A 19,685-nucleotide genomic window follows, 5' to 3' on the forward strand; every position below is an offset into this window, starting at 1 on the left:
CCCACCATGAGCAAGGCAGACAACTCCGTCGGCTTCGACTGCCGCCAGGCCTTCGCGGACGAACTGACCGCGCTGGCCGCGGCCGATCCACGCATCGTGGCCGTGTGCAACGACTCGGTCGGCTCCAGCAATCTGGGCGGCTTCCGCAAGGCCTATCCGGACCGCGTGATCAACGTCGGCATCGCCGAGCAGAACATGGTCGGCGTGGCCGCCGGCCTGGCCAACGGCGGCTACAAGCCTTTCGTCTGCGCCGCCTCGCCCTTCCTGACCGGCCGGGCGCTGGAGCAGATCAAGGCCGACATCGTCTACGCCGGCTTCCCCGTCGTGCTGTGCGGCATGAGCCCGGGCATGGCTTACGGCGAACTGGGGCCGACCCACCACTCGATCGAGGATCTGGCCTGGATGCGCGCCACCGGCGACCTGACCATCGCCGTACCGGCCGACCCGGCGCAGACCCGTGCCGTGCTGCGCTTCGCCGCCGCATCCGAGAAGCCGATCTTCTTGCGCGTGGGCCGTCACAAGGTGCCGGCGGTGATGCCCGACGACACCGCCTTCACGCCCGGTCACGCCCATGTGCTGCGCGAGGGCTCGGACGTGACGCTGCTGGCCATCGGCACGATGGTCTCCCGCGCCCTGGCCGCAGCCGACCACCTGGCCGCCGAGGGCGTGCAGGCCCGCGTCATCAACGCCTGCTCGGTCAAGCCGCTGGACGAGGCCCTGGTGCTGACCGCCGCCCGCCAGACCCGTGGCCTGGTGACGGTGGAAGAAGGCGTGCTGCACGGCGGCCTGGGATCGGCCGTGGCCGAACTGCTGGCGCAGCAGCACCCGACGCCCATGCGCATGCTGGGCGTGGACCGGCTGGCACCCACCGGCAGCACGAACTTCCTGCTGGCGCACTTCGGCCTCACCGACGACGGCATCGCCCGCGCCGCCCGCGAACTGCTGGCCGGCACGGCACGGTGAGCAGCGCCCTCCCTTCCCTCGCCCAGACCCACGCGACGACCATGCCCACACCGCCCCCCGCCCGCCGCGCGACGCCCGTCGCCGTGCTGGCCATCGACCAGGGCACCAGCGCCACCAAGTGCGTGCTGGTGGCCGATGATGGCCGCATCGTGGCCAAGGCCAGTGCCGCGCTCGGCGAGCGCTATCCCGAGCCCGGCTGGGTCGAGCAGGACGCCGAAGCCGTCTGGGACAGCGTGCGTTCGGCCGTCGCGCAGTGCCTGGCCCTGGCGCCGGACGTCCCGGTCCGGGCCGTGGGCCTGAGCACGCAGCGCGAATCGGCGCTGGTGTGGCGGCGCGCCGACGCACAGGCGCTGACGCCACTGCTGAGCTGGCAGGACCGGCGCACCGTGGCCCTGCGCGACACGCTGGCGGCCCGCGAGGGCGTCGAGGCCTTCGTGCGCGACCGCTCGGGCCTGCCGCTCGACCCGATGTTCTCGGCCCTGAAGCTGCGCTGGCTGCTCGACCGCATCGATCCGCAACGCACCCAGGCCGCCTCCGGCGCCTGGTGCGTGGGCACGGTGGACGCCTTCGTGCTGGCCCGGCTGGGCGCCGAGGGCGTGATCGAGGCCGGCAATGCGTCGCGCACCCAGCTGCTGGACGTAGCGCGCGGCGCATGGGATGCGGAACTGCTGGCGCTGTTCGACATTCCGGAAGCGGCCCTGCCGCGTGTGGTGCCCTCGATCCGGTCGCATGCCGAGGCCGGTGCCCTGCATCCGCGCCTGGCCGGCGTGCCGGTGACGGCGGTGATGGCCGACTCCCATGCCGCACTGTTCGCCCACGGTGCCCGTGCCCCGGGCGAGGTCAAGGCCACCATGGGCACCGGCTCCTCGGTGATGGGCCTGACGGATGGCAGCCGCGCCGCCCACCCCGGCCTGTGTCGCACCATCGCCTGGGATCTGGGCGCGCCGGGCGGCGACCACGGTCCGGTGCAGGCCCTGGAGGGCAACATCCGCGCCGCCGGCGCCACCTTGCGCTGGGCGGCCGATCTGTTCGGCCTCGACAGCGAACAGGCCGCCGAGATCGCCGCCCGCCACAGCGCCGCCGGCCTCGCCCTGGTGCCCGGCTTCACCGGACTGGGCGCCCCCTGGTGGGACAGCCACGCCGTCGGCCTGATCAGCGGCCTGACGCTGGCCACCGATCGCGGCGCCCTGCTGGCCGCGGCGGTCGACGCCATCGCCCACCAGGTGGCCGACGTACTGGCCGCCATGGACGCCAGCGTGGACGGCATCGGCTGCCTGCGGGTCGATGGCGGCCCCTCACGCAACGCGGCGCTGCGCGCCATGCTGGCCGGCTGCATCGACCGCCCGGTCGTCTACTGCGCCGATGCCGAGCTGTCGGCACTCGGCGTGGCCCATGCCGCCGGCCTGGGCATCGGTCTGTGGAGCGCCGAGGCTGTGCTGGCCCTGCCGCGCGAGCAGCAGACCACCGCCCCCGACCAGGACGCGGCCACCCGCGCCCGGATCACCACCGCGCGCCGCCACTGGGCCCGCGCCGTCGCCCAGGCGCGCCTGCGCGGATGAGCCCCGGCACGCCACCGCGGGCCGCGCCCCGCCCACCATCGCCCTTGGAATCCCCGATGTCCACCGCATCCTCTCACAGCACCTCCCCCGACGGCCTGGCCCCGGTGGCCACATCCGTCAACCCGGTCTCCGGCTTCGCCTGGCGCGATCACCTAATAGGCCATGTCCCGGCCATCAGCCTCGTCGTGCTGTGCCTGGGCTTCGCGCTCGCCACCGACACCTTCTGGTCGATCCGCAACCTGCTCAATGTCATCGACCAGCTCACCGTGCTGGGCATCATGGCCCTGGGCATGACGGCGGTCATCGTCACCGGCGGCATCGACCTGTCTGTGGGCTCGGTGCTGGCGCTGTCGATGATGGTGATGGGCTGGCTGTCCAACGTGATGGGCCTCCCGATGCCACTAGCGATGATGGCCGCCCTCATCGTCGGTCTGGCCTGCGGCCTGGGCTCGGGCCTGCTGATCACTCGAGCCAACCTGCCGCCCTTCATCGCCACGCTGGCGACCATGTCCATCGGGCGCGGCTTGGCCAACATGGTCACCGACGGCACGCAGATCGTCGGTTATCCCGACTGGTTCTCGGCCCTGTCGATCAACCGCCACATGGGCTTCCTGTCGGTGACGGTGCTGCTGTTCATCCTGCTGACCATCGCCGCCAGCCTGTTCATGACCTACCGCGCCGCCGGCCGATCGCTGTACGCCATCGGCGGCAGCGCCGAGGTGGCCCGCCTGGCCGGCATCCCGGTCAAGCGCGTGACGCTGTGGACCTACGGCGTGTGCGGCATGCTGGCCGGCCTGGCCGGCGTGGTGATGTCCACCCGCCTGGACTCGTCGCAGCCCAGCGGCGGCCTCGGCTACGAACTCGACACCATCGCTGCGGTGGTGATCGGCGGGGCCAGCCTGTCGGGCGGCGTCGGCACCATCTGGGGCACGCTGATGGGCGTGCTGACGATCGGCGTGCTGCGCAACGGCCTGAACCTGATGGGCGTCTCGCCCTTCGTCCAGCAGATCGTCATCGGCGCGGTCATCGTGCTGGCGGTCGCCCTCGACGCGAACAAGCGCAAGGTCTGAGGCCACCTGCTTCCCGTGTTTCTTCCCTGACGCCATCGGCGCCATTTCCCACCACGTCCTCACATCATTCCAGGAGACAACGATGCGCACCACCTTCCACAAGATAGCCCTCGTCGCCGGCGCCGCCGCGATCGCCTTCAGCGGCGCCGCCCAGGCGCAAGGTCAGGGCAAGAAGATCGGCCTGGCCGTGGCCAACCTGCAGGCCGAATTCTTCAACATGATCAAGCAGTCGATCGAGGCCTACGGCAAGCAGAAGGGCTATACCGTGGTCACCGTCGACGCCAAGGGCGACGCCACCACGCAGGTCAACCAGATCCAGGATCTGCTGACGCAGAAGATCGACGCCCTGATCTACATCCCGGCCGGCGCGACCGCTGCCGCCGTGCCGGTCAAGGCCGCCCGTGCGGCCGGCATCCCGGTGGTCAACGTCGACCGCAATGCCGATGGCGCGCCCGGCGACACCTTCATCCACGGCGAATCGCTGAAGGCCACCCGCGAGCTGGGCGAATGGGTCTGCAAACAGACCGGCGGCAAGGGCAATGCCGTGATCATCCACGGCCAGAAGGGCACGACACCCGAGATCGACCGCACCAAGGGCTTCATGGAGGGCATCAGCAAGTGCCCCGGCATCAAGGTCACGCAGGAGCAGTTCACCGAGCGCTGGGCCGCCGACGAGGGCAACAAGATCGCCCAGGACATGCTGCAGCGTGATCCGTCGGTCAGCATCATCTTCGGCCAGGCCGACGGCATCGCGCTCGGCGCGGCGCAGGCGGTCAAGCTGGCCAAGCCGGGCCACAAGGTGTGGGTCGTCGGCTACGACGGCGACATCGGCGGGCTGAAAGCGGTGCAGAGAGGTGGCCTGGACGCCACCGTCACCCAGCCCACCTTCACGATGGGTCGCATGGCGGTGGACGCCGTGACCGACCTGCTGGCCGGCAAGAAGCCGCCGGCCGACCAACCCAAGGACGGCGTGCTGACCACCAAGGACAACGTCGCCAAGTTCCTGAAGGCCCACCCCTGATGGTCGCCGGCACTCTCTCCCCACAGCACGCCTTCGACACCATGTCCACACCGACCGCATCCTCCGCAGGCCCCATGACCGCGCAGCACGACGGCCTCGTGCTGCGCGGCATCGGCAAGACCTACGGCACCGTCAACGTGCTGCGTGGTGTCGACCTGGACGTGCGACCGGGCGAGCTGGTGGCGCTGCTGGGCGAGAACGGTGCCGGCAAGTCCACGCTGTCGTCGGTGATCGCCGGGCTGGTGCAGCCCGACGACGGCGCACGCATGGCCTGGCGCGGTCGGACCTATGCGCCGCGCTCGCCGGCCGACGCGCTGGCCGCAGGCATCGGGCTCATCCACCAGGAAATGCGCCTGCTGCCCGAGCTGACCATTGCCGAGAACATCTTCATCGGCCGCTGGCCGATGCGCGGTGGCCGGGTCGACCGCGCAGCGATGGCCGAACGCGCCGGCGTGCAGTTGCAGCGCCTGGGTCTGCAGGTCTCTCCGCTGCGCAAGGTCGGCACGTTGTCGATCGCACAGCAGCAGCAGGTCGAGATCGCCAAGGCGCTGACGCTGGAGGCCCGGCTGCTGATCCTGGACGAGCCGACGGCCGCCCTCGGCGACGAGGAAACCGATCGCCTGTTCGAGCAGGTGCACCGCCTGAAGGCCGAGGGCGTCTCCTTCATCTACGTCAGCCACCGACTGGCCGAGATCGCCCGCATCGCCGACCGCATCGTCGTGCTGCGCGACGGCCGCCAGGTGGCATCGCACGATCATGCGCAGGTGCCGCCCGCGCAGCTGGTGCGTGACATGGTGGGACGCAGTGTCGACCGCCTGTTCCCGCACATCGACGCACCGGCCACCGACGCACCTGTCGCACTGCGCGTGCAGGGCCTGGCCGCACCTGACGGACGCTTCCGCGACATCAGCTTCGAGGTCCGTAGCGGCGAGGTCTTCGGCTTGGCTGGCATCGTCGGCGCAGGGCGGACCGAGGTGGTGCGGGCGATCGCCGGCGTCGACCCGCTGGCCACCGGTACGGTCGAGGTCGACGGCCACGCCGTGCGCCTGCGCTCGCCGGCCGACGCCATCGCTGCCCAGCTGGTGCTGGTGCCCGACGACCGCAAGGCGCTCGGTGTGGTGCTGCCGCACTCCATCGCCGACAACATCGCCTACAACAACCTCGACCAGGTCGCGCCCGGCGGCTGGCTGCGGCCGCAGCGCACGCTGTCCTTCGCCCAGCAGCTGATCCAGCGCCTGGGCGTCAAGGGCCGGCCGCAGCAGGCCGCCGGCGCGCTGTCGGGCGGCAACCAGCAGAAGGTGGTGATCGCCAAGTGGCTGGCCCGCTCGCCACGGGTGATCATCTTCGACGAGCCCACCCGCGGCATCGACGTCGGCGCCCGCGCCGCCATCTACGAGGTGGTGGCCGAGATGGCCCGCGCCGGACTGGCGGTGGTGGTGGTCAGCTCCGACCTGGACGAGGTGCTGGGCCTGTCGCACCGGGTGATGGTCATGGCCCGTGGCCGCAACCAGGGCGTGCTGTCGCGCGAACAGGCCAGCAGCGCCCGGGTGATGGAGCTGGCCGTCGCATGAGCCGATTGGACCGTCATCGGGCGACCTGCTGCCAGAATCCCGTCTGCCATGGCCCGACCCTCACTGCGCTCTTCCGCGACCCCCGACCAGATCCGGCTGACCACCCGCGTGGCCAGCCTGTACTACGAGCACGGCCATGGCCAGGTGCAGATCGCCGAACAGCTGGGCATCACGCAGACCCGTGTCTCGCGCCTGCTCAAGCAGGCCGAGCAACTGGGCATCGTGAAGATCACGGTGCATGTGCCGGCCGGTGTGCATGCCGGACTGGAGCAGGCACTGGAGCAGCGCTATGGCCTGGACGAGGTGATCGTCGTCGAGGTGCCGGACGTCGAGTCGCTGAGCAACGAACAGCTCAACCAGGTGCTGGCCACGCCGGTGGCGGCTTACCTGGAACTGATGTTGCCGGGCTTCCGCAGCGTAGGCGTGTCCTCCTGGAGCTCGGCACTGCTGGCGGCCGTCAACCAGATGCGTCCGTGCTCTCCGGGGGAGACGCAGCGGATCGTTCAGGTGGTCGGCGGTCTGGGCATGGCGAGCGCGCAGGTCTTCGCCACCCGGCTGACCGAACGGCTGGCCGAGCTGACGCGCAGCGAGGCCGTGTTCATGCTGGCGCCCGGCGTGATCGGCACGCTGGAGGCCAAGGCCGCCATGCTGACCGACCCGGCCTGCCGCCAGGCGCTGGAACGTTTCGACGATCTGTCAGCCCTGCTGATGGGCGTCGGTGCCATTCCACCCTCACGCATGCTGCGCGAGAGCGGCAACGTTTTCAGCGATCAGGATCTGGCCGATCTGCAGGCAGCAGGAGCCGTAGGCGACGTCTGCATGCGCTTCTACGACGCACAGGGCAAACATCTGGCCACGCCTTTCGACGAGCGCGTGCTGGGCATCGGCGCCGATCAGATCCTGCGCACGCGCCGGCGCATCGGCGTGGCTGGCGGGCCGCGCAAGTTCGAGGGCATCCGCGGCGCCTTGCGCGGCCGCTGGGTGACGACCCTCATCACCGACCTGGCCACGGCCGAACGGCTCGAAGCAGAGCCCTGACGCCATGGCGGCCGGCACGGACATCCGCCCGGCCCTCTCCCTTGTCCCAACGATCGCACGCCAGCACCCGAAGCTGAAGCGTGGCGCGGACGCGCGCGCGTCCGCCTGACCTTTCACCAGAGGAGACACCATGAACCTGAACCTCTTTTCCCTGCAGGGCGAGATCGCCTTCGTCACCGGCGCCGGCAGCGGCATCGGCCAACGCATCGCCATCGGCCTGGCCCAGGCAGGCGCCGATGTCGCCTGCGTCGACCAAGGTGGCAGCACCGGCCTGACCGACACCGTGGCACAGATCCGCCAGGCTGGCCGTCGGGCGCTGGCTCTGCAGGCCGACGTGACCGAGGCCGCGCAGATCGGCGAGGCGGTGTCCGCCGCCGAAGCGCAGCTGGGCGCCATCGGCGTGGCCGTCAACGCCGCCGGCATCGCCAACGCCTGTGCCGCCGAGGAGATGGGCGAAGCGCAATGGCAGCGCGTGATGAAGGTCAACGTCGACGGCGTATTCCTGTCCTGCCAGGCGCAGGCTCGCGTGATGCTGCCGCGCAAGAAGGGCAGCATCATCAACATCGCGTCGATGTCCGGCAGCATCGTCAACCGCGGGCTGCTGCAGGCGCACTACAACGCCAGCAAGGCCGCCGTCATCCACATGAGCAAGAGCCTGGCGATGGAATGGAGCGACCGCGGCGTGCGCGTCAACACCATCAGCCCGGGCTACACCGCCACGCCGATGAACCTGCGCCCCGAGGTGGCCGAGCAGGTCAAGATCTTCGAACGGGACACCCCGATGGGCCGTATGGCCTCACCCGACGAGATGGTGGGGCCGGCCGTGTTCCTGGCCAGCCGGGCCGCGTCCTTCTGCACCGGCGTCGACCTGATCGTCGACGGCGGCTTCGTCTGCTGGTGAGCATCGGGAGAACGGACATGAATCCTCGTTTCGAAGGCAAGGTCGTCGTCATCACCGGCGGCAGCCGTGGCATCGGCCTGGGGATCGCGCAACGCTTTGCGCGGGAGGGGGCCAAGGTCTGCGTGGCGGCCAACGAGCCGCTGGTGCACGAGGCCGCGGCGGCGCTGCGCGCCGAGGGTGCGCAGGCCATCGGCGTGCAGCTGGACGTGACCTCGGCCGCTGAGGTGAAGGCGCTGTACGCCCGGGTGGCGGCCGAACTGGGCGAGGTCGACATCTCGGTGCAGAACGCCGGCGTCATCACCGTCGCCCGGCTGGAGGAGCTCACCGAGGCCGATTGGGACAAGATCATGGCGGTGAACACCAAGGGCGTGTTCCTGTGCTGCCAGGAGGCGGCCGTGCGCATGCGTGCCGCCGGCAAGCGGGGCCGGCTGATCAACACCGCCAGCGGCCAGGCCCGCCAGGGCTTCATCTACACGCCGCACTACGCGGCCAGCAAGTTCGGCGTGGTCGGCATCACGCAGAGCCTGGCCAAGGAACTGGCGCCCACCGGCATCACCGTCAACGCTTTCTGCCCCGGCATCATCACCACCGACATGTGGGCCTACAACGACGCGGCCTGGGGCAAGCTGCTGGGCGACTATCAACCGGGCGAGCTGATGGCCGAGTGGGTCAAGGGCATCCCGATGGGCCGAGCCGGCACCGGCGAGGACGTGGCCGGCCTCGTCACCTTCCTGGCCAGCGAGGATGCGGCCTACATCACCGGGCAGACGATCAACGTCGACGGCGGGATGTTCATGTCCTGACGGCGATCGGGCGGCATGGTCGCCCGCCGCAGGGGCGTGCCCATCCGGCATGCGGCGGGCCCGCAAGGGGGCGGCACCCGCCGAGCAGCGCCGGCCCATGTCCTTTCACGCCCCCTGCCGCATTCGTCTCATCCCACCCCGCCGCGACTGACACACCCTGACATCGTTTGACACGCCCCGCCCCGGGCCGCCCCCGGAACAGGGTCCGGCGCGGCTAGGCTGCAGGCCCTGCGCACCGCCGCCGTCCCGGCGGCCGTCGCCCCCGCCCCTGCCCCCGCCTGCGCCCATGCAACGCCTGCTCGTCTTCCAATCCCTCTGGGCGCTGGAGCGCCGCCACACCGACGGCCACGAGCCCACGCTGGAGGAGAACCTGCAGCGCGTGCACGCCGCCGGCTACGACGGCCTGAGCTTCTCCGTCTCCGCGCCGCACACGCCGGCCGGCCAGGCCCATGCCGCACGCGTGGCCACGCAGGCGCACGCGCTCGGTCTGGCGCTGGAGATGCAGTGCTTTCCGAAGACGGTGGACGAGCTGGCGCCCGCGCTGGAGCTGGCCGTCCGCCACCGTGTGCACCACCTGGACGTGCAGCCCGACGTGCGCCCGCGCGACCTGAAGGAGGCCGTGCGCCTGGTCGACGGCTGGCGCCGCCTGGCCGCGCAGGCGCCGGTCGAGGTGCTGATCGAGACCCACCGGGACCGGCTGACGACCGACCTGTACGCGACGCTGGACCTGCTGGACTGCTTTCCCGATCTGCGCCTGCTGGGCGACCTGTCGCACTTCCTCGTCGGGCGTGAGTTCGCCTGGCCGGTCTCCGACGAGAACCATGCCTACATGCAGCGCATCCTGGACAACTGCTGGGCCTTCCACGGTCGCGTGGCCAGCCGCGAGCAGGTGCAGGTGGAGGTGTCCTTCGCCTGCCACCAACCGTGGGTGGAGCTGTTCAAGCTCTGGTGGCGGCGCGGCTTCCAGTCCTGGCGGCAACGCGCCGGGGCCGACGACACGCTCGCCTTCGTCTGCGAGTTGGGCCCCAAGCCCTATGCCATCGTCGGGCCCGACGGCAACGACCTGAGCGACCGCTGGCAGGACGCGCTGATCCTGCGCCAGATCGCCCGCGAGCTGTGGGCGGAGGTCTGCGCACCGGCTGACCCGTCCGCCTCAGCCGGCTGAAGCCCGGCGGGCGGGTCCGCCCGGGCACTCGGGCCGCTCAGGCCGCCTATATTCCGGCACCGGCCTCCCCAAGGTCCTGTTCCCTCAACCCTGCACACCCCTCCGACATGAAGACCCAAGCAGCCGTGGCCTGGAAGGCCGGCCAACCCCTGACCATCGAGACCGTCGACCTGGACGGCCCGCGCCACGGCGAGGTGCTGGTCGAGATCAAGGCCACCGGCATCTGCCACACCGACTACTACACCCTCAGCGGCGCGGACCCCGAGGGCATCTTCCCCTCCATCCTCGGCCATGAGGGCGCCGGCGTGGTGGTGGACGTGGGCCCGGGCGTGACCAGCCTGAAGAAGGGCGACCACGTCATCCCGCTCTACACGCCGGAATGCCGGCAGTGCAAGTTCTGCCTGAGCCGCAAGACCAACCTCTGCCAGCTGATCCGCGGCACGCAGGGCAAGGGCCTGATGCCCGATGCCACCAGCCGCTTCTCGATCGACGGCAAGCCCATCTTCCACTACATGGGCACCAGCACCTTCGCCAACCACACGGTGGTGCCCGAGATCGCGCTGGCCAAGATCCGGTCCGACGCGCCCTTCGACAAGGTCTGCTACATCGGCTGCGGCGTGACCACCGGCCTGGGCGCGGTGCTGTTCACCGCCAAGGTGGAGGCCGGCGCCAACGTCGTCGTCTTCGGCCTCGGCGGCATCGGCCTGAACGTGATCCAGGGCGCCAAGATGGTGGGCGCCGACAAGATCATCGGCGTCGACCTGAACCCCGGCCGCGAGGCGATGGCCCGCCAGTTCGGCATGACGCACTTCCTGAATCCCAAGGACATCGAGGCCGCCGGCGGCAACATCGTCGACGCTGTTCAGCAGCTGACCGACGGCGGCGCCGACTACAGCTTCGAGTGCATCGGCAACACCAAGGTCATGCGCCAGGCGCTGGAGTGCACGCACAAGGGCTGGGGCCGCAGCATCATCATCGGCGTGGCCGAGGCCGGTGCCGAGATCTCCACCCGCCCCTTCCAGCTGGTGACCGGCCGCAAGTGGGAAGGCTCGGCCTTCGGCGGCGCCCGCGGCCGCACCGACGTGCCCAAGATCGTCGACTGGTACATGGAGGGCAAGATCAACATCGACGACCTGATCACCCACAAGCTCAAGCTGGCCGACATCAACGAGGGCTTCGCGCTGATGAAGCGCGGCGAGTCGATCCGCGCGGTCGTCGAGTTCTGAGGCAGGGCGGCGCACCATGGCCCTCGACGAACTCGAACTGATCAGCGAGCACGCCTGCTTCGGCGGCGTGCAGCGCTTCTACAAGCACGCCTCGCGCGAGATCGGCCTGCCGATGCGCTTCGCGCTGTTCCTGCCGCCGCAGGCCCGCGCCGGCGCCCGCGTGCCGCTGCTGACGTACCTCGCGGGCCTGACCTGCACCGAGGAGACGGCGACGATGAAGGCTGGCGCCCAGCGCCTGGCCGCCGAGCTGGGCCTGGCCCTGCTGATGCCCGACACCAGCCCGCGCGGCGCCGGCGTGGCCGGCGAGGCCGAGTCCTGGGACTTCGGCGTCGGCGCCGGCTTCTACCTGGACGCCACCCAGGCGCCCTGGGCCGGCCACTGGCGCATGGAGAGCTACCTGCTGCGCGAGCTGATCGACGGCGTGTGCACAACCTTCGACCTCGACGGCCAGCGCCTGGGCCTGACCGGCCACTCGATGGGCGGCCACGGCGCCCTGACGCTGGCGCTGCGCCATCCCGGCCGCTTTGCCAGTGTGTCGGCCTTCGCGCCGATCTGCGCGCCCACCCGCTGCCCCTGGGGCCACAAGGCCTTCACCGGCTACCTCGGCGCCGACACGGCCGCCTGGGCGGCCCACGACGCCAGCGCGCTGATGGCCGCGCAGCAGACCGCGCCCTACCCCGGCGGCATCCTCGTCGACCAGGGCCTGGCCGACAAGTTCCTGGCCGAGCAGCTGCACCCCGAGGCCTTCGAGGCCGCCTGCGCCCAGGTCGGCCAGCCGCTGACGCTGCGCCGGCACGCCGGCTACGACCACGGCTACTACTTCATCGCCAGCGTCATCGACGACCACCTGCGGCACCATGCTGCGGCCCTGGTGGGCTGAGCGGCGCTGTCGATCGACGCGGCCCGGCCGACCTGCGACAGGCACCTGGCCGGGCCGTTCAGGCCCAGGCGATCGCCTGCGTCGATCCGCCCGTACCGTGACAACCGACCCGAACACGCCCCGCCCCACAGGCCCGCGCGCCCCGCCTCCCGTGGCCCCGGCGCCGACGCCGCCCCTGCCAGAGCTGGCGCCGGCCGACCGGACGAGCGCCGGGGACTGGACGCGCGGGGCGCTGGCCTGGATCGCCGGTGCGTCGGCGGCCTCGGTGCTCGACGGCCAGGCCGATCTGGGCAGCCAGGCCCTGCCTCTGGTGCTGGCCGGCGCCCTCGCCAGCCTGTGGTGGCCGGGCTGGGCGGCGGCCATGGCCTGCGCCGCGGCGGTGGCCGCCTTCAACTGGACCTTCGTACCGCCGCGCGGCAGTCTGCAGGTCAGCCTCGGGCGGGATGCGGTGCTGCTCGCCGTCATGCTGGCCGTCAGCCTCGGCGCCGCCTGGGGCGTGGCGCGGCAGCGCCGCCTGACATCCCGCCTGAGGCTGCACGCGGCACAGGTGCGGCAGCTCTACCGCCTGTCGGCCGCGCTGCGCGAGGCCGAGGACACGCCCGCCGTGTGCGCGGCCCTGACGGCCGCACTGCGCTCCGCAGCCCCAGACCGGCCCGCCGACACCGGGCCGGTCGTGGTGCCGGCGGCGTGGCTCACGGACGACCTGGCCCCCGGCCCCGCTGCCGCCCCCCTGCTGGCCGACCTCTCGCCGGACCAGCGCAGCGGCTTGGCCCTGTGCATCCGTCAAGGCCAGGCCCTGGGCCCGGGCACCGGGCGCTACGAGACCCAGCACGACCTCTACCTCCCGGTACGCGGGCCGCAGAGCGTGAACGCCGCCGTGCTGCTGCGGCGACCCGCAGGCATCCGGCGGCCCGATCCGGGCGCCACCGAGCCCGCAGCGTGGCGCGCGCGCCGCGAGCAGGCCGAAGCCCTGTGCGATCTGGCGGGCGAGGCGCTGGAGCGGCTGCAGGCCGCCGAGGCTGCACGTCAGGCCCGACGCCAGGCCGAGGCACACGCGCTGCGCGGCACCTGGCTGGCGGCCGTCGCCCACGATCACCGCACACCGCTGGCCACCATCGTCAGCGCGGCCTCATCACTCGCCACCCAGGGCGAGCGGCTGAGCCCGACGCAACGTCAGCGCCTGGCCGAGACCATCGTCGACGAGGCAGGCCAGCTGGCGCGCCTGACCGACAACGCGCTGCAGCTGACCCGGCTCGATGGCACCGCCGATGCCGCCGTGGCCGGCGCCGCCCTGACCCGCGACTGGGAATCCCTGGAGGAGCTGACCGGCGCCGTGCTGCGGCGGGTGCGCACGCGCGACCCGGCCCGCCGCGTGCACGCCCGGCTGGCCGGACCGCTGCCGCTGATGCGCTGCGACGGCGTGCTGCTGGTGCAGCTGATGGAGAACCTGATCGACAACGCCCTCAAGTACAGCCCGCCCGAAGCGCCGGTGGAGCTGCTGTGCCGCCGGCAGGGCGAGCAGGTGCTGATCGCCGTGCGCGACCGCGGACCGGGCATCCCGGCCGGCGAGCGTGCACGCCTGCTGCAGCCCTTCGAGCGCGGGCCCGACGCGCGCCGCGCCGGCGTGCGCGGCGCCGGGCTCGGTCTGGCGCTGGCCCAGGCCGTGGCCCGGGCCCACGGCAGCACGCTGCGGCTGCGCGCCCGTGGCCACGGTGGCACCAGCGCCGAGCTGCTGCTGCCGGTGCAGCCATCCCCGCCGACCATCGCGGGGGACGAGGAGGCCGCCACATGACACCCGGACTGCGCGTCCTGCTGGTCGAGGACGACACCGAGCTGCGCCAGACCCTGCGCGACGTGCTGACGGTCGAAGGTTATGTCGTGGCCACGGCCGCGAGCCTGGCCGATGCACTGGCGCAGATCGGCCAGGCCCTGCCGCAACAGCCATTCGACCTCGTGCTGCTGGACCTGGGGCTGCCCGACGGCGACGGCGCCGACGTGCTGCACCGCGTGCGCCGGCAGGTGAGCTGGCCGGTGATCGTGATCTCGGCCCGGCAGGACGACGGCCAGAAGATCACGCTGCTGGATGCTGGCGCCGACGACTACCTCGTCAAGCCCTTCAGCGCCGGCGAGCTGCTGGCGCGCATGCGCGTGGCCCTGCGCCACCGCGGACGCAGCGTGACGGCCGCACAGACGCACTGGCGGCGCGACGGCATCGAGGTGGACCTGCAACGACGCGGCGTGCTGCGCGACGGCCAGCCCCTCCACCTGACGCCCAAGGAATACGCGCTGCTGGCCCTGCTGGTGCGCAGCGCCGGCCAGGTGCTGACCCACCGGCAGCTGCTGAGCCAGGTCTGGGGCGCCGAACACGTGCACGACACCCACTACCTGCGCCTGTACATGGCTCAACTGCGCGCCAAGCTGGAGACCGATCCGGCCGATCCCCAGCTGCTGCTGACCGAAACGGGTGTCGGCTACCGGCTGGCCGAGGGTCAGTGACACCCCATGGCGGCGGATCCTTATGCGATCCCTACACCCGCAGGACCATGCTGCGGCCATCGCAACAGCCGGTGCCTTCGATGGTCTCCTCTCCCGCCCCGCAATCCGCGGCCACGTCCGCCGCAGGCCTGGTGCCTGCCGGCGCCGCCGCGAACACCCACGGCAGCCGACGGCAGGGGCTGGCCGCCCTGACACTGGGCGCCATCGGTGTGGTCTACGGCGACATCGGCACCAGCCCGCTGTACACCGTCAAGACGGTGTTCCGGCCCGAGAGTGGCCTGACGCTGACGCCCGAGCACCTGATCGGCGCGATCTCCACCATCCTGTGGGCGCTGATGCTGGTGGTGACGCTGAAGTACGTCGTCCTGATCCTGCGCGCCGACAACCGCGGCGAGGGCGGCGGCCTGGCGTTGACGGCCCTCGCCGCCGCCGCCGTCACGGGCCGCCCGCGGCTGCGCGCCTTGCTGCTGCTGCTGGGTGTGTTCGGCGCCACGCTGTTCTACGGCGACAGCGTGATCACGCCCGCCGTCTCGGTGCTGGGTGCGATGGAGGGCCTGCAGGTGATCTCGCCGGATCTGGCGCCCTGGGTGGTGCCCGGCAGCGTGACGGTGCTGCTGGGGCTGTTCGCGGTGCAGCGGCTCGGCACGGCGGTGGTCGGCCGCTTCTTCGGTCCGGTCATCGTGCTGTGGTTCGTCGTCCTGGGCGCCGTGGGCGTGCACCACATCGTGCAGCAACCGGCCATCCTGGCGGCCCTCAACCCCTGGCATGCGGTGCAGTTCATGACGGAACGCGGCCCGCAGCTGCTGCTGACGGTGGGCGCCGTGGTGCTGGCACTGACCGGCGCCGAGGCGCTGTACGCCGACATGGGCCACTTCGGCCGCAAGCCGATCCGCCTGGCCTGGAGCGGCCTGGTGCTGCCGTCGCTGGCGCTCAACTACATGGGCCAGGGCGCGCTGCTGATGGGCGACCCGGCCGCGCTGGAGAACCCCTTCTTCCGCCTGTTTCCCGAGGCCGGGCTGCTGCCTGCGGTGGTGCTGGCCACGCTGGCGGCCATCATCGCCTCACAGGCGGTGATCTCGGGCGCCTACTCGATGACGCGCCAGGCCATCCAGCTCGGCTACCTGCCACGCATGGCGATCCGCCACACCTCGGCAGCCGAGGCCGGACAGATCTACGTGCCGGCCGTCAACGCCGCGCTGCTGCTGGCCGTGGTGGCCGCGGTGCTGCATTTCGGAAGTTCGGAGGCGCTGGCCGCGGCCTACGGCATCGCGGTGACGCTGACCATGCTGATCACCACGCTGCTGACCGCCGTCGTCGCCCGCCAGTGCTGGGGCCTGCCGTGGGCGGTGGTGCTGCCGGGTGCGGCCGCCTTCCTCGCGCTCGACGCGCTGCTGGTGGCCGGCTGCGCGGTCAAGCTGCTCGACGGCGGCTGGTTCCCGCTGGCCCTCGGCCTGCTGCTGTTCACCGTGATGCTGACCTGGGCGGCCGGCCGCCGCCGTCTGCTGCAGGTGCAGCAGCGTGACGGGCTGCCCCTGCGTCCCTTCGTCGACGATCTGGTGACCGACGGCCTGCACCGGCCCACGCGCACCGCCGTCTACCCGGTGGCCGACCCGCACACCGTGCCGCAGGCGCTGCTGCACAACCTCAAGCACAACCAGGTGCTGCACACCACCAACGTGATCGTCACCGTGCACTTCGCCGAACAGCCATGGGTGGCGCCGGCCGACCGCGTGCTGGTGCAGGCCCTGGGTCGCGGCTTCTGGCGCGTGACCCTGCGCTTCGGCTTCATGGAAACACCTGACGTGCCACAGGCGCTCGCAGGATGCGCCGCCTACGGCCTGCCGGTGCCGGCCTTCGAGACCAGCTACTTCCTGAGCCGCGAGACGGTGGTGCCGGGCGCACGCGACCACACGCTGACGCCGCAGACGAGCGACGGCCTCGGCCGCTGGCGCGGCGCGCTGTTCGCCACGCTCAGCCGCAACGCCGGCCGCGTGGTCGAGCACTTCCGCCTGCCCGACAACGCGGTGGTGGAGCTGGGCACGCGGGTTCAGGTCTGAAGGAGATGTCGAGCCCGGCCCGGTCAGCCCGTCGCGGGTCGAGCCGCAGGCTTCATCACCACCCAAGCCCGGCTTCACCTTCGCCAAATCTTGGCGCGATGCGGCGGTGCCAAGATCCACCTCGTCCTGCTGTGTGCGTGTGAAGCCGACCGTCCTCCCCGGTCGGCAAGGACTTGGGCCCCGGGCCCGACTGCGGTCGGTCCCGGGGCTTCTTTTATGGGCGGGTGACGAGCCGTGCCTCGGCGCACGGACGCCGCGCCCCTGCACCGGCCCCGCTCACGTCCCATCCATCCGCCCCCGGCACCGAAGCGCAGGGCCCCGGCAGGACGGCAAGGGCGGTCGGCCCCTCTAAGATCCACGGGTTTGGTCAAAGACACCGCCAGCACCCGGGACACATGCTCGACGACATCAAGAAGACCCTCTGGGCCACCGCCGACAAGCTGCGCGCCAACATGGACGCGGCCGAATACAAGCACCTGGTGCTCGGCCTCATCTTCATCAAGTACATCTCGGACACCTTCACCGCCCGCAGCGCCGAGCTGGCCGCGCGCCTGCGTGACCCTGATGACGAGTATTTCTACGGCGACGCCACCGACGATGACATCGCCGCCGAACTCGAAGACCGCGACTACTACACCTCGGCCAACGTGTTCTGGGTGCCCGAGGCCGCGCGCTGGGAGGCCATCCGCGCCGCCGCCAAGCAGAACACCATCGGCAAGTTCATCGACGAGGCCCTGGGCCTGATCGAAACCGAGAACCCCAAGCTCAAGGGCATTCTCGACAAGCGTTATGCCCGAGCGCAGCTCCCCGACGGCAAGCTGGGCGAGCTGGTCGACCTGATCTCGACCATCGGCTTCGGTGAGACCGCCAGCACCGCCCGCGACGTGCTGGGCCAAGTCTACGAATACTTCCTCGGCATGTTCGCCAGCGCCGAGGGCAAGCGGGGCGGGCAGTTCTACACGCCCGCCAGCATCGTCAAGACGCTGGTGGCCGTGCTGGCCCCGCACCAGGGCAAGGTGTACGACCCGTGCTGCGGCTCGGGCGGCATGTTCGTGCAGAGCGAGCGCTTCATCGAGGCCCACGGCGGCCAGGTGGGCGACGTGTCCATCTACGGGCAGGAGGCCAACCCCACCACCTGGCGCCTGGCGGCCATGAACCTGGCCATCCGCGGCATCGACTTCAACCTGGGCCGCGAGCCCGGCGACACCTTCACCCGCAACCAGCACCCTGATCTGCGGGCCGACTACATCCTGGCCAACCCGCCGTTCAACATCAGCGACTGGTGGCACGCCAGCCTGACCGGCGATGCCCGCTGGCACTACGGCGACCCACCGCAGGGCAACGCCAACTACGCCTGGCTGCAGCACATGCTGCACCACCTCAAACCCACGGGCCGCGCCGGCATCGTGCTGGCCAATGGCTCGATGAGCTCCAGCCAGAACAACGAAGGCGTGATCCGCGCCGCCATGGTGGATGCCGACGTGGTGGAGGTGATGGTGGCCCTGCCGGGGCAGTTGTTCTTCAACACCCAGATCCCGGCCTGCCTGTGGTTCCTGGCCAAGCAGAAGCAGCGCAAGGGTGAGGTGTTGTTCATCGACGCCCGCAAGCTCGGCAAGATGATTTCACGCGTGCAGGCCGAGCTGGACGATGCGGCCATTGCCCGGATTGCCGAGACCGTGGCTGCCTGGCGGGGCGAGGTGGAGGCTGGCGCCAGCATCACCCGCTATGAAGACGTGCCGGGCTTTTGCCGCAGCGTGCCCCTGGCCGAGATCGCACAGCACGGCCATGTGCTGACCCCGGGCCGCTACGTGGGCGCCGAAGAGGTCGAAGACGACGACGAGGCCTTTGCCGAGAAGATGCGCAAGCTCACCGAACGCTTGAGCGAGCAGATGGCCAAGGGCACGGAGCTGGATGCGCGGATCCGCACCCAACTGGGCACACTGGGCTACAGGCTGTAAGGAGCACACCCATGGCACTCAACGTAGAACACCTGCTGCGCACCGCGGCCACGCTGGAGCAAGCCCTGCTGGCACTGGGGCGAACGCCTGCGTCCGAAGCGGTCATGTTTGACCTGTACCGCAACGCCGCCATCAAGAGCTTCGAGCTGTCGCTGGAGACCGCGGGCAAGCTCTTGCGCAAGGCACTCAAAGCCTATGGCGGCACACCGCGTGCGGTCGATGGGCTGGTCTTCAACGATGTGTTGCGCCACGCCGGCAAGCACGCCATCTTTGACGAACAGGCCGTGACCCGGTGGCTCAGCTACCGTGCCAACCGCAACAGCACCGCGCACGACTACGGTGAAGGCTTTGCCAACGAAACGCTGACCTTGCTGCCCGGCTACCTGCAGGACGTGCGGGCGCTGGCCGTCAAGCTGCAAGAGGTGTTTGATGCCGCAGCGTGACCTGGCCCAGCTGCTGCTTTCACCGCAGCACCTGGCGCAACTGCAAACACTGCTGGCCCGGCATGTGCCACGGGCTGAGGTGTGGGCCTACGGCAGCCGTGTCCAGGGCAGCGCCCACGAGGGCAGCGACCTGGACCTGGTGCTGCGCCACCCGCCAGACCTGAAGCGCGATGCCGAAGGCTGGTTTGAACTGAAGGAAGCCCTGCAAGACAGCACCCTGCCCATGCTGGTGGAGGTGCACCTGTGGCCGCGCCTGCCGGCGAGTTTTCACGCCGAAATTGAACGCGGGTATGTGGTGGTGCAGGTGGGGGGTGGGGTATGAGGTCTGAAGTGGGATGGCGTCGACTAACCCTCAAGGCGGCCGGTGTTGCGTTGATTGATTGCGACCATAGGACTCCACCGGCAACAGCCGAAGGAATACCGCCGCGAGTGGCGCAAGGTGCACCTGGGCATCGACGCGCAGACGCTGGAGATCCGCGCAGTTGAAGTGACGAGCAATGCGATTGGCGACGCGCCGATGCTGCCCGAGCTGCT

The 19,685-nt window shown here is 70.8% G+C and carries 17 protein-coding genes and 1 pseudogene; all 18 read left to right on the forward strand.

The features are described 5' to 3' along the window. Positions 1–6 precede the first annotated feature (6 nt). Complete coding sequence (locus AACH11_RS20090) at positions 7–963, forward strand: transketolase family protein (RefSeq protein ID WP_341376054.1); 957 nt, start codon at positions 7–9, stop codon at positions 961–963. Positions 964–1,004: 41 nt separating this feature from the next. Then, on the forward strand, positions 1,005–2,522 hold the full coding sequence (locus AACH11_RS20095) for an FGGY family carbohydrate kinase (RefSeq protein ID WP_341376055.1): 1,518 nt from the start codon (positions 1,005–1,007) through the stop codon (positions 2,520–2,522). 56 nt (positions 2,523–2,578) lie between these two features. Next, the gene (locus AACH11_RS20100; RefSeq protein WP_341376056.1) at positions 2,579–3,592 is read left to right on the forward strand and encodes an ABC transporter permease; all 1,014 of its coding nucleotides are present in this window, start codon (positions 2,579–2,581) and stop codon (positions 3,590–3,592) included. Positions 3,593–3,674: 82 nt separating this feature from the next. Next, complete coding sequence (locus tag AACH11_RS20105; protein WP_341376057.1) at positions 3,675–4,613, forward strand: sugar ABC transporter substrate-binding protein; 939 nt, start codon at positions 3,675–3,677, stop codon at positions 4,611–4,613. 74 nt (positions 4,614–4,687) lie between these two features. Next, positions 4,688–6,184, forward strand: coding sequence for a sugar ABC transporter ATP-binding protein (locus AACH11_RS20110; protein ID WP_341376058.1), 1,497 nt, complete (start codon positions 4,688–4,690; stop codon positions 6,182–6,184). A 48-nt stretch (positions 6,185–6,232) separates the two neighbouring features. Beyond that, a complete protein-coding gene (locus tag AACH11_RS20115; protein ID WP_341376059.1) occupies positions 6,233–7,222 on the forward strand; it encodes a sugar-binding transcriptional regulator in 990 nt (329 codons plus the stop codon). Positions 7,223–7,352: 130 nt separating this feature from the next. Continuing rightward, complete coding sequence (locus AACH11_RS20120) at positions 7,353–8,123, forward strand: SDR family oxidoreductase (protein WP_341376060.1); 771 nt, start codon at positions 7,353–7,355, stop codon at positions 8,121–8,123. Positions 8,124–8,140: 17 nt separating this feature from the next. Then, on the forward strand, positions 8,141–8,926 hold the full coding sequence (locus AACH11_RS20125; protein WP_341376061.1) for a glucose 1-dehydrogenase: 786 nt from the start codon (positions 8,141–8,143) through the stop codon (positions 8,924–8,926). Between the two features lie 286 nt (positions 8,927–9,212). Further along, positions 9,213–10,091, forward strand: a complete 879-nt coding sequence (locus AACH11_RS20130; RefSeq protein WP_341376062.1) for a sugar phosphate isomerase/epimerase family protein — start codon at positions 9,213–9,215, stop codon at positions 10,089–10,091. A 107-nt stretch (positions 10,092–10,198) separates the two neighbouring features. Next, on the forward strand, positions 10,199–11,317 hold the full coding sequence (locus AACH11_RS20135; protein WP_341376063.1) for an S-(hydroxymethyl)glutathione dehydrogenase/class III alcohol dehydrogenase: 1,119 nt from the start codon (positions 10,199–10,201) through the stop codon (positions 11,315–11,317). 16 nt (positions 11,318–11,333) lie between these two features. Further along, on the forward strand, positions 11,334–12,197 hold the full coding sequence (fghA, locus tag AACH11_RS20140; protein WP_341376064.1) for an S-formylglutathione hydrolase: 864 nt from the start codon (positions 11,334–11,336) through the stop codon (positions 12,195–12,197). 151 nt (positions 12,198–12,348) lie between these two features. Then, entirely contained in the window at positions 12,349–13,989 is a 1,641-nt protein-coding gene (locus tag AACH11_RS20145; RefSeq protein WP_341376065.1) for an ATP-binding protein, read from the forward strand. Beyond that, positions 13,986–14,693 carry a response regulator gene (locus AACH11_RS20150; RefSeq protein WP_341376066.1) on the forward strand — a complete coding sequence of 236 codons (708 nt, stop codon included), beginning with the start codon at positions 13,986–13,988 and terminating at the stop codon, positions 14,691–14,693. The genes AACH11_RS20145 and AACH11_RS20150 overlap by 4 nt, the downstream gene beginning before the upstream one ends. 80 nt (positions 14,694–14,773) lie before the next feature. Further along, positions 14,774–16,750 (forward strand): potassium transporter Kup, encoded by a 1,977-nt coding sequence (locus AACH11_RS20155; RefSeq protein ID WP_341376067.1) that lies wholly within the window; start codon positions 14,774–14,776, stop codon positions 16,748–16,750. Between the two features lie 395 nt (positions 16,751–17,145). Continuing rightward, positions 17,146–18,708 carry a class I SAM-dependent DNA methyltransferase gene (locus tag AACH11_RS20160; protein ID WP_341376068.1) on the forward strand — a complete coding sequence of 521 codons (1,563 nt, stop codon included), beginning with the start codon at positions 17,146–17,148 and terminating at the stop codon, positions 18,706–18,708. Positions 18,709–18,719: 11 nt separating this feature from the next. After that, positions 18,720–19,151 (forward strand): nucleotidyltransferase substrate binding protein, encoded by a 432-nt coding sequence (locus tag AACH11_RS20165; protein WP_341376069.1) that lies wholly within the window; start codon positions 18,720–18,722, stop codon positions 19,149–19,151. Continuing rightward, entirely contained in the window at positions 19,138–19,473 is a 336-nt protein-coding gene (locus tag AACH11_RS20170) for a nucleotidyltransferase family protein (RefSeq protein ID WP_341376070.1), read from the forward strand. The genes AACH11_RS20165 and AACH11_RS20170 overlap by 14 nt, the downstream gene beginning before the upstream one ends. A gap of 93 nt (positions 19,474–19,566) precedes the next feature. Beyond that, a pseudogene (locus AACH11_RS20175) lies at positions 19,567–19,685 on the forward strand (IS5/IS1182 family transposase); the annotation flags it as partial.

The sequence above is a fragment of the Pseudaquabacterium rugosum genome, from assembly GCF_038066575.1.
Taxonomy (GTDB): domain Bacteria; phylum Pseudomonadota; class Gammaproteobacteria; order Burkholderiales; family Burkholderiaceae_C; genus Pseudaquabacterium; species Pseudaquabacterium rugosum.

Excerpts from the sequence above, each read along its gene's own strand:
- AACH11_RS20090 (WP_341376054.1), top strand. The coding sequence starts at position 7 with ATGAGCAAGGCAGACAACTCCGTCGGCTTCGACTGCCGCCAGGCCTTC.
- AACH11_RS20095 (WP_341376055.1), top strand. The coding sequence starts at position 1,005 with ATGCCCACACCGCCCCCCGCCCGCCGCGCGACGCCCGTCGCCGTGCTG.
- AACH11_RS20100 (WP_341376056.1), top strand. The coding sequence starts at position 2,579 with ATGTCCACCGCATCCTCTCACAGCACCTCCCCCGACGGCCTGGCCCCG.
- AACH11_RS20105 (WP_341376057.1), top strand. The coding sequence starts at position 3,675 with ATGCGCACCACCTTCCACAAGATAGCCCTCGTCGCCGGCGCCGCCGCG.
- AACH11_RS20110 (WP_341376058.1), top strand. The coding sequence starts at position 4,688 with ATGACCGCGCAGCACGACGGCCTCGTGCTGCGCGGCATCGGCAAGACC.
- AACH11_RS20115 (WP_341376059.1), top strand. The coding sequence starts at position 6,233 with ATGGCCCGACCCTCACTGCGCTCTTCCGCGACCCCCGACCAGATCCGG.
- AACH11_RS20120 (WP_341376060.1), top strand. The coding sequence starts at position 7,353 with ATGAACCTGAACCTCTTTTCCCTGCAGGGCGAGATCGCCTTCGTCACC.
- AACH11_RS20125 (WP_341376061.1), top strand. The coding sequence starts at position 8,141 with ATGAATCCTCGTTTCGAAGGCAAGGTCGTCGTCATCACCGGCGGCAGC.
- AACH11_RS20130 (WP_341376062.1), top strand. The coding sequence starts at position 9,213 with ATGCAACGCCTGCTCGTCTTCCAATCCCTCTGGGCGCTGGAGCGCCGC.
- AACH11_RS20135 (WP_341376063.1), top strand. The coding sequence starts at position 10,199 with ATGAAGACCCAAGCAGCCGTGGCCTGGAAGGCCGGCCAACCCCTGACC.
- fghA (WP_341376064.1), top strand. The coding sequence starts at position 11,334 with ATGGCCCTCGACGAACTCGAACTGATCAGCGAGCACGCCTGCTTCGGC.
- AACH11_RS20150 (WP_341376066.1), top strand. The coding sequence starts at position 13,986 with ATGACACCCGGACTGCGCGTCCTGCTGGTCGAGGACGACACCGAGCTG.
- AACH11_RS20155 (WP_341376067.1), top strand. The coding sequence starts at position 14,774 with ATGGTCTCCTCTCCCGCCCCGCAATCCGCGGCCACGTCCGCCGCAGGC.
- AACH11_RS20160 (WP_341376068.1), top strand. The coding sequence starts at position 17,146 with ATGCTCGACGACATCAAGAAGACCCTCTGGGCCACCGCCGACAAGCTG.
- AACH11_RS20165 (WP_341376069.1), top strand. The coding sequence starts at position 18,720 with ATGGCACTCAACGTAGAACACCTGCTGCGCACCGCGGCCACGCTGGAG.
- AACH11_RS20170 (WP_341376070.1), top strand. The coding sequence starts at position 19,138 with ATGCCGCAGCGTGACCTGGCCCAGCTGCTGCTTTCACCGCAGCACCTG.